Source organism: Azospirillum sp. B506 (genome assembly GCF_000333595.1).
Lineage (GTDB): Bacteria > Pseudomonadota > Alphaproteobacteria > Azospirillales > Azospirillaceae > Azospirillum.
Genome location: NZ_BADK01000927.1, coordinates 1 through 7,520 on the forward strand (window position 1 = coordinate 1; position 7,520 = coordinate 7,520).

The 7,520-nt window shown below is 67.8% G+C and carries 6 protein-coding genes and 1 tRNA gene; 2 read left to right on the forward strand and 5 right to left on the reverse strand.

All coding sequences use genetic code 11. From position 1 onward, the window contains the following. On the reverse strand, positions 1–430 hold a 430-nt coding region (locus tag I71_RS28670), incomplete at its 3' end, for a LysR family transcriptional regulator (RefSeq protein WP_042702319.1). 131 nt (positions 431–561) lie between these two features. Between I71_RS28670 and I71_RS28675 the strand changes: the two genes are divergently transcribed. Continuing rightward, positions 562–1,743 carry an MFS transporter gene (locus I71_RS28675; RefSeq protein WP_042702323.1) on the forward strand — a complete coding sequence of 394 codons (1,182 nt, stop codon included), beginning with the start codon at positions 562–564 and terminating at the stop codon, positions 1,741–1,743. On the opposite strand, the gene I71_RS28680 is transcribed toward I71_RS28675, so the two are convergent. Next, positions 1,740–2,504 carry a class I SAM-dependent methyltransferase gene (locus I71_RS28680; protein ID WP_042702326.1) on the reverse strand — a complete coding sequence of 255 codons (765 nt, stop codon included), beginning with the start codon at positions 2,502–2,504 and terminating at the stop codon, positions 1,740–1,742. The genes I71_RS28675 and I71_RS28680 overlap by 4 nt on opposite strands. 211 nt (positions 2,505–2,715) lie before the next feature. Here I71_RS28680 and I71_RS28685 point away from each other — a divergent pair, with 211 nt between their 5' ends. Then, on the forward strand, positions 2,716–3,471 hold the full coding sequence (locus I71_RS28685; RefSeq protein WP_244434114.1) for a helix-turn-helix transcriptional regulator: 756 nt from the start codon (positions 2,716–2,718) through the stop codon (positions 3,469–3,471). 74 nt (positions 3,472–3,545) lie between these two features. Here the strand turns inward: I71_RS28685 and I71_RS28690 are convergent. From I71_RS28690 to I71_RS28700, 3 genes are all read right to left on the reverse strand, one after another. Further along, positions 3,546–3,620, reverse strand: a tRNA-Gln gene (locus tag I71_RS28690). A gap of 119 nt (positions 3,621–3,739) precedes the next feature. Next, positions 3,740–5,845: a glutamine amidotransferase gene (locus I71_RS28695; RefSeq protein WP_042702332.1), complete on the reverse strand. Its 2,106-nt coding sequence runs from the start codon at positions 5,843–5,845 to the stop codon at positions 3,740–3,742. Further along, on the reverse strand, positions 5,846–7,520 hold a 1,675-nt coding region (locus I71_RS28700), incomplete at its 5' end, for a DUF4159 domain-containing protein (protein WP_042702336.1).

Sequence of the window (7,520 nt, forward strand, 5' to 3'; positions counted from 1 at the left end):
CGATGTCGACCCGTGCGGCATAGAGATCCACCACCTCGTCTGTCATCGTGATATCCAGCGTGATGCCGGGATGAAGGCGCAGGAAATCGGGCAACAGAGGCAGCAGGCAGTGCTGGCCGAATGGGACCGAAGCGTTGGCGCGGATCAGGCCGCTCGGCGCGCGGGCTCCGCCGGCGATTTCGGCATCGAGCGCGTCCATTTCCCCCAACAGCACTTCCGCCCGTTCACGGTATAGGTCGCCCTCCGCGGTCAGGCGCAGCTTGCGGGTGGATCGTTCCACCAGTCGAACACCAAGCCGCTCCTCCAGGCGGCTGACCAGCTTGGCCGTGGAGGATGGTGTCATCCCGACATCGCGCCCGGCAGCGCTGAAGCTGCCTTGGGCGGCAACACGCAGGAAAACCCGCATTTCCCATGCACGCGGATCGCTCATGCCGGCTCCTTCACCCCACTTTTTCCTCGAATGACAAAATCATGGGAATTCGACCGGCATTCCCGTTCCTGACCTTATGGCGCACATCGTCTCTCCAGCACAGTCCTTTTCAGGGAATGGAGAGTTACGAAATGCCACTCGCACTGCTGGCGCTGGCGATCAGCGCCTACGCGATCGGGACGACCGAGTTCGTCGTCGTCGGTCTGCTTCCCACCGTGGCGGATGATCTGAATGTCAGCCTGCCGCTGGCGGGCATGGTGGTCAGCGTCTATGCGCTGGGCGTCACCTTCGGAGCCCCGGTGCTCACCGCGCTGACCGGGCGGCTCCCCCGCAAACAGTTGCTGCTGGGGCTGATGGGCGTGTTCGTCGCCGGCAACCTGCTGGCCGGTGTCAGTCCCAATTATGAGACGCTGCTGGTCGCACGGGTGCTGAGCGCCTTTGCCCATGGCGTCTTCTTTTCGGTCGGTTCGACAATCGCCGCCGATCTGGTGCCGGAGGACAGGCGCGCCTCGGCCATCGCCATGATGTTTTCCGGCCTGACCATCGCCATCGTCACCGGCGTGCCGCTGGGCACCTGGATCGGACAGAGTTTTGGCTGGCGCGCCACCTTCCTGGCGGTATCGGTGCTGGGCGTCGTTGGCGGGTTGGGAGTGGCAGCACTCGTGCCGGCGCGGTTGAGCCAGCCGCCTGCCGCCGGACTGGGCGCACAGATCGCCGTGCTGGCCAAGCCGCGGCTTCTGCTGGCTTTCGCGATCACGGCGCTGGGGTATGGCGGGACCTTCGTCGCCTTCACCTTCCTGGCGCCGATCCTTGAGACGATCACCGGATTTTCCAACGCCACCGTCAGCCTCGTGCTGGTGCTGTACGGTGCCGCCATCGCGGTCGGCAATGTCGTCGGCGGCCGGCTCGCCAACCGCCGGCCGGTCCGGGCGCTGGCCTGGCTGTTCGCCCTGCAGGCGCTGGTCCTGATCGTCTTCACCTTTACCGCGGGCGCGAAGGTCCCGGCTTTGATCACCCTGGCCGGCATGGGCGCGCTGGCTTTCGCCAATGTGCCGGGTCTTCAGCTCTATGTCGTTCAACTGGCACAGCGCCACGCGCCGGGGGCGGTCGATGTGGCGTCGGCACTCAACATCGCCGCCTTCAACCTCGGCATCGCGGCGGGCGCCTTCTTCGGTGGGCAGGTGGTATCTTCCCCCCTCGGTCTCGGCGCCACGCCTTGGGTCGGCGGACTGTTCGTGCTGGGCGGTCTGGTCCTGACGCTGGCGAGCGGTGCCCTCGACCGGCGGGAACGGTCGGTGCCGGCAGCCTGCTAGACCGGGTCAGTTTCCAGCGTCAGCGTGTCGAGCAGGAAGCTGCCGTCCTCGGTGATGTCGAAATGGATCCGGACCTCTTCCGCTGCGCTGCGCTGGAGCGACCGGATCGCCTGCGCGTGGAGGTCGGGGGTGTTGGTGCGGGCCGTCCAGACCGGGAATTCCATGCGTAGGCGCCGCGGCGTCAGCGACCGGACCGCGAAGCCCGCCCGTGCCAGGGCCGCCATCCATTCCGCCGCTGTGTGGTTGCGGACATGGGATGGATCGCGCAGCACCTCAACCACCTGCAAATGGGTATCGAGAATGGTGGTGGCCGGTGCGATGCAGTCGATGAAGACCGCCATGCCGCCGGGCGCCAGAACCCGCCGCGCCTCCCGCAGGCCCGCCTCGAAATCCCGCCAATGGTGGGCGGTGAAGCGGCACAGCACGACGTCGAACCGGCCATCCTCGAAAGGCAGTTGTTCGGCCGGAGCCTGTTGCGTGGCGATGTTGGCCAGGCCGCGTTCCGTCGCGGTGCGGGCGACCGCCTCCAGCATTTCGGGCGTCAGATCGACGGCCACCACCTCCGCAACATGGGGAGCGGCACGGTAAGCGACATGGCCGCCGCCACAGCCCAGATCCAGCACCCGCGCATCGGGGCGGCCACGCAGAGCCTGCTCGATCTGGTCCAGATCGGCACCGCCGGCATGGACGGCGCTGGACACATAGGCATTGGCGCGCGGGCCGTAGTTCTCGGCGACGACGCCGTGGTGGTTCTGAGTCATGACGTGGCTTCCTTTTAACCGGGCGAATGACAGGGCGAGCGTCGCGCCGTTCTTAACCGGGTACAAGAAGGGTGTTTATCCTGGTATAAGCAGTGCCACGATGACCTCTTCCACCCCCGCCCCACGGATCGCCCCACCCACGTCGGCAGCCGATCCATCAGCCGAGAGGCGGCGCCTGCTTGGCGCATTCCTGCGGCGCCATCGTGAGCGGATGACTCCGGTGGAAGCCGGTTTGCAAGGCGGCTCCACCCGGCGTCGCACCCCCGGTCTGCGGCGAGAGGAATTGGCCCAGCTCTGCGGCATCAGCCCCACCTGGTACAGCTGGCTGGAGCAGGGACGGGACGTATCGGTTTCCCCGTCCGCCTTGGCACGGCTGGCCGTTGCGCTGCATCTGACTGGAGCGGAGCGGGCCTATCTGTTTGAAATGACGCGCAAGCGCGACCCGGATGCACCGCCCGCCGGATCGACCGATCGGCCACCGCCATCGATTCTGGCGGCGTTGGACGCGATGATTGCGCCGGCCTATCTGCTCGACCGTCTATGGACAGCCGTTGGCTGGAACTTGGCCGCGGAAAGGCTGTTCGGCCGCTGGTTGGGAGGGGACGGCGATCCGGAGGGTGTGGAGCGCAACCTGCTGCGCTACGTCTTTCTCGATCCCACGGCGCGACGCTTCATCCTGGATTGGGAGAATCGCGCCCGTCGCCTGCTGGCGGAGTTCCGCGCCGAAACCGCCCGTCATCCTGAAGATCCGGCGGTGCAGGCATTGGTCGCCGGACTGCTGCGGGAAAGCCCGGTTTTCGTGCGGATGTGGGAGGATCACGGCGTGCTGGAGCGGGAGGGAGGCCTGCGCCGCTTCCATCATCCGCTGGACGGGCCGCTCACGCTGGAGCAGTTGACCCTGCGCCCCGGCGGCCGGTCTGCCTACACCCTGGTCATGCTGCTGGAACCGGGGGAAGACGCTCAATAGGCGAATGTCCAAGCATTGCCTGTGAGGGCCATGCTCAAAGCACCGTCCGTCTTTGTTTTTTAAGGAAGAAGAGTTGGCTGGGGCGGCAGGATTCGAACCTGCGGATGGCGGTACCAAAAACCGCTGCCTTACCGCTTGGCGACGCCCCAACCGGCGCGGCGATCAATCGTATCGCCGGAAGGAGCGGCACCATAATCGGAAGCCCGGCTGAACGCAACAGGCTGTTTCCAGAAAATTTTCGCCACCGAACAGCCATTCCGGAGGCCGTTCAGCGACCCTCCCGGCGCCATGCCATCAACAGCCCACCCAGCACCAGGGCCAGCACCGCACCCACCGGCAGAAGTGGCACGTCGGTCACTCCGGTCACCGTATAGTCGCCGTTGGCACGCAGGCCGATCCAACCGGCACCGGTCTGGCTGCGGTCAGGTTGGGTGCGCCTGACATCGATACCAGGATTGGGGCCGCTGTCGGTGTCGGTCACCCAATGGATTCCACCCCCGGTCGCCTCAGCCACCGGCTTCATGCGGTCGCCGGTGGAGCGCACGTCGGCCAGTTCCGGCGTGTTCACCGCCCCGACCACGGCAAGCGTCGTCCGCTCTCCATCGGAGATCCGGTAAATGCCGGGAGCCGCCGCGGTCACGGTGGCGACGGCCCGGCCGGTGCGATCGTCGGTCAGTTGCAAGGTGCTGGTCTGGTCGGACGGATCGGTGATGGTGACGGAGCGCGGATCGGGGGTGAGGGAGCGGCGTTCGACCGTGATGCGATTGCCGTCCACATGGGCACGCAGGTCGTTCTCCTCCAGCTCCGGTTCCTTCATCAGCCAGTGGGCGAGACGGCGCAGAAGCTCGGCCTGCGGGCCGCCGCCTTCGAAGCCGCGGCTCCACAGCCAGATCTGGTCGGAGGCAAGCTGGGCCACCCGGCCCTTGCCGACACGGTCCAGCACCAGAAGAGGCCGGTTCTCGGCACCCTGCATCACGACCGTGCCGCTGTTCGGCGCCACCTCGACCTGATGGAACCAGCGGCCCCAGGTCGGCGGAGCGTCCAGTCGGTCGCCGGGTAGGCCGGCGGTCACCGGATGGCGGCGGCCGACATCGGTGACGGTCGGCAGAAAGGGGCGGTCGACCGTCTGGCCGCCGGGGGCCGCCGGCAGGATAGAACCCAACGGCGTGCGGTAGAGCGACAATGGACCGGCATAGCCCTGGCCGGAGGTCTCAAGCAGGGCGCCGCCCTTGCGGACATAGTCGGCAATGTTCTCCAGATACATCTGCGGCAACACGCCACGGCGGCGGTAGCGGTCGAAGATAATCAGGTCGAACTCGTCCAGCTTCACCTCGAACAGTTCGCGGATCGGGAAGGCGATCAGCGACAGCTCGCGGATCGGCGTGCCGTCCTGCTTTTCCGGCGGGCGCAGGATGGTGAAATGCACAAGATCCACCGCCGGGTCGGCCTTCAACAGGTTGCGCCATGTGCGCTCGCCGGCATGGGGTTCGCCGGAGACGAGCAGCACGCGCAGGCGGTCGCGCACGCCGTTCACCACCACCGCGGCGCGGTTGTTGGCCAGCGTCAGCTCCTGCTTGGCCGGTTCGACCTCCAACTCCAGGACATTCTGGCCGCCATGGGTGATCGGCAGATCGATGCGCATGTCGCGGCCGACCGGCACACGGATGGTGCTGGGGGCGCCGCCATCCTGGCGCAGCGTCACCGCGGCATCGGCGGACTGGCGGCCGGGCATGTCGTCGACGCGGATGGTCAGTTCCACCGGCTTGCCGACGAGCCCGTAATTCGGCGCCTGCACGATGGCGATGCGGCGGTCGCCCTCGTCCCGGTCGCCGGTCAGCAGGGTGTGGATCGGGCCGATGTCGGCCAGCTTGCCCGGCGCCTGGGGAACGTCATGCACCTGGCCGTCGGTGATGAAGACGGCTCCGGCCATCCGTCGGCGCGGCACATCGGCCATGGCGCGGTTCAGCGCTTCGAACAGATGGGTCTCGTTGATGGTGCCGCCGGCTTCGCCGCCTTCGGTGCTGCGGACGACGCGCACTTCAAGGTCGTCGAAGCGCTTCAGGCGCTCTATCAGCTGTTCCGCCGCCCGTTCGGTGCGGGCGCGGCGGTCGCCGATGGCTTGGCTCGGTGAATTGTCGATCACCACCACGGCGACGTCCTTGATCGGGTCGCGCTTCTCCTGGACCAGGGACGGGTTGACGAGTGCAACCGCCAGGACGGTCACCGCCAGCAGGCGCAGCAGGGTGCCACGCGCCCGGCGCAGCGCCGCAATCAGCACCACCAGCAGGGCAAAGCCGACCAGCGCGCCCAGCACCGGCCAGGGCAGCAGGGGCGCCAGCGCCACGGACAGTCCGGAAAGCAGATCGTCGGGCATTTATTGGCCGAGCCTTTCGAGGATGGCGGGCACATGAACCTGATCGGCCTTGTAGTTGCCGGTCAGCGCGTACATCACGAGGTTGACGCCAAAGCGATAAGCCATTTCACGCTGGCGCTCGCCGCCGGGGATCACCGCGAACATCGGCTGGCCGTTGCGGCCGACCGCCCAGGCCGATGCCCAGTCGTTGCCGCCGATGACAACGGAGGACACGCCGTCGTTCGCCGCTCCCTCCCGCGCTTCGATCCACAACTGGCCGCCGGTGTAGCGGCCGGGGAAGTCGGTCAGCAGGTAGAAGGATTTGCGCAGCACATGGTCCTGCGGCACCGGGGCGAGCGGCGGGATGTCCAGCCCCTGCACCAGCCGTTGCAGCACGGCGGGGCCGCCGCCCGCCGCCTGATCGCGGGTGTCGAACAGGATGGTGCCGCCATTGCGCATATACTCGTTCACCCGCTGCCGCGCCTGATCGGACAAGGCTTTCTGGCGGTCGGACACCGGCCAGTAAAGCAGGGGGTAGAAGGCCAGCTCATCCTGCTCGGGATCGACGCCCACCGCACCCGCCGCCTCGACGGCCGTGCGCAGGCCGAGCACGCCGACCAGCCCCTCCAGCCCGGCGCGGGCGGTGTCGTCGACGCTGCTGTCCCCAGTCTGGACATAGGCGAGGTAGGTTTCGGCCGTCACCTTGACCGCCTTGTCCAGATCGAGAGCGCGGGCCGGCTGCGGTGTGGACGAAAGCGCGAGGGCGAGCAAAAGGCCAGCTGCCGCCCCGCCGGCACCGCGCCTCAGGCCGGGTGTACGCAGCAGGCCGCGCAGGGCGAGGGCGATCAGCAGGTCGATGGACAGCAGGGCCAGGGCTGCCGCCAACAGCGATGGCTTCAGCGGAACCTCGCCGCGGCCGCCATAGCCGTCGCGTCCAACCCCGGCGGGCATCGGCGGCAGCGGGTCGATGGAGGTGACTGCAGCGGAGAGGTTCAGCGCGCGCCGCGCATCGTCGGTGCCGTAGAAACCCGGCGGATGGCGTGGTCCGATGACGTCGGCGGCAGCATTGCCGGGGATCGGGAAGGCGGTCGGCGGCGGCGGAACCAGCCGCCCGGTGCCGTCCAGCACTTCGACCGGATCGAGCGACGCGGTCGCAGACGCTCCCGTCACGCCGCCGCTGAGCGCGACCAGACGGCGCAACATGTCGACGAACAGGCCGGACAGCGGCAGGTTCGACCAGTCCGGGCTGGCGGTGGTGTGGACCAGCACGATCCAGCCATCACCGCGCTTCTGCGAAGTAACCAGAGGCGTGCCGTCCGCCAGCCTTGCCCAGGTGCGGTCGGCCAGATCCAGGGCCGGTTCGGCGAGCACCTGACGATTCACCTGCACGTCGGGTGGGATGGTCAGCCCCTCGAACGGCGATTTGGGCGGGAAAGGCTGGAGCCGAGCCGGTTCCGACCAGGACAGCGCACCGCCCAGCGCGCGGTCGCCGATCCGCAGCCGCACCGGCACCAGCGTGTCGGCGTGCTGGGCGAGACGTGGACCGGCGAAGCGGACCAGCACGCCGCCTTTCTTCACCCAGTCCTCGATGTCCTGCACCTCGGTGCCGGTCAGGGCACCGATGTCGGACAGGATCATCACGGCAAGATCGCGCTTCAGCAGATCCAGGGTTCGCCACGCCGCACCTCGTGAGGCG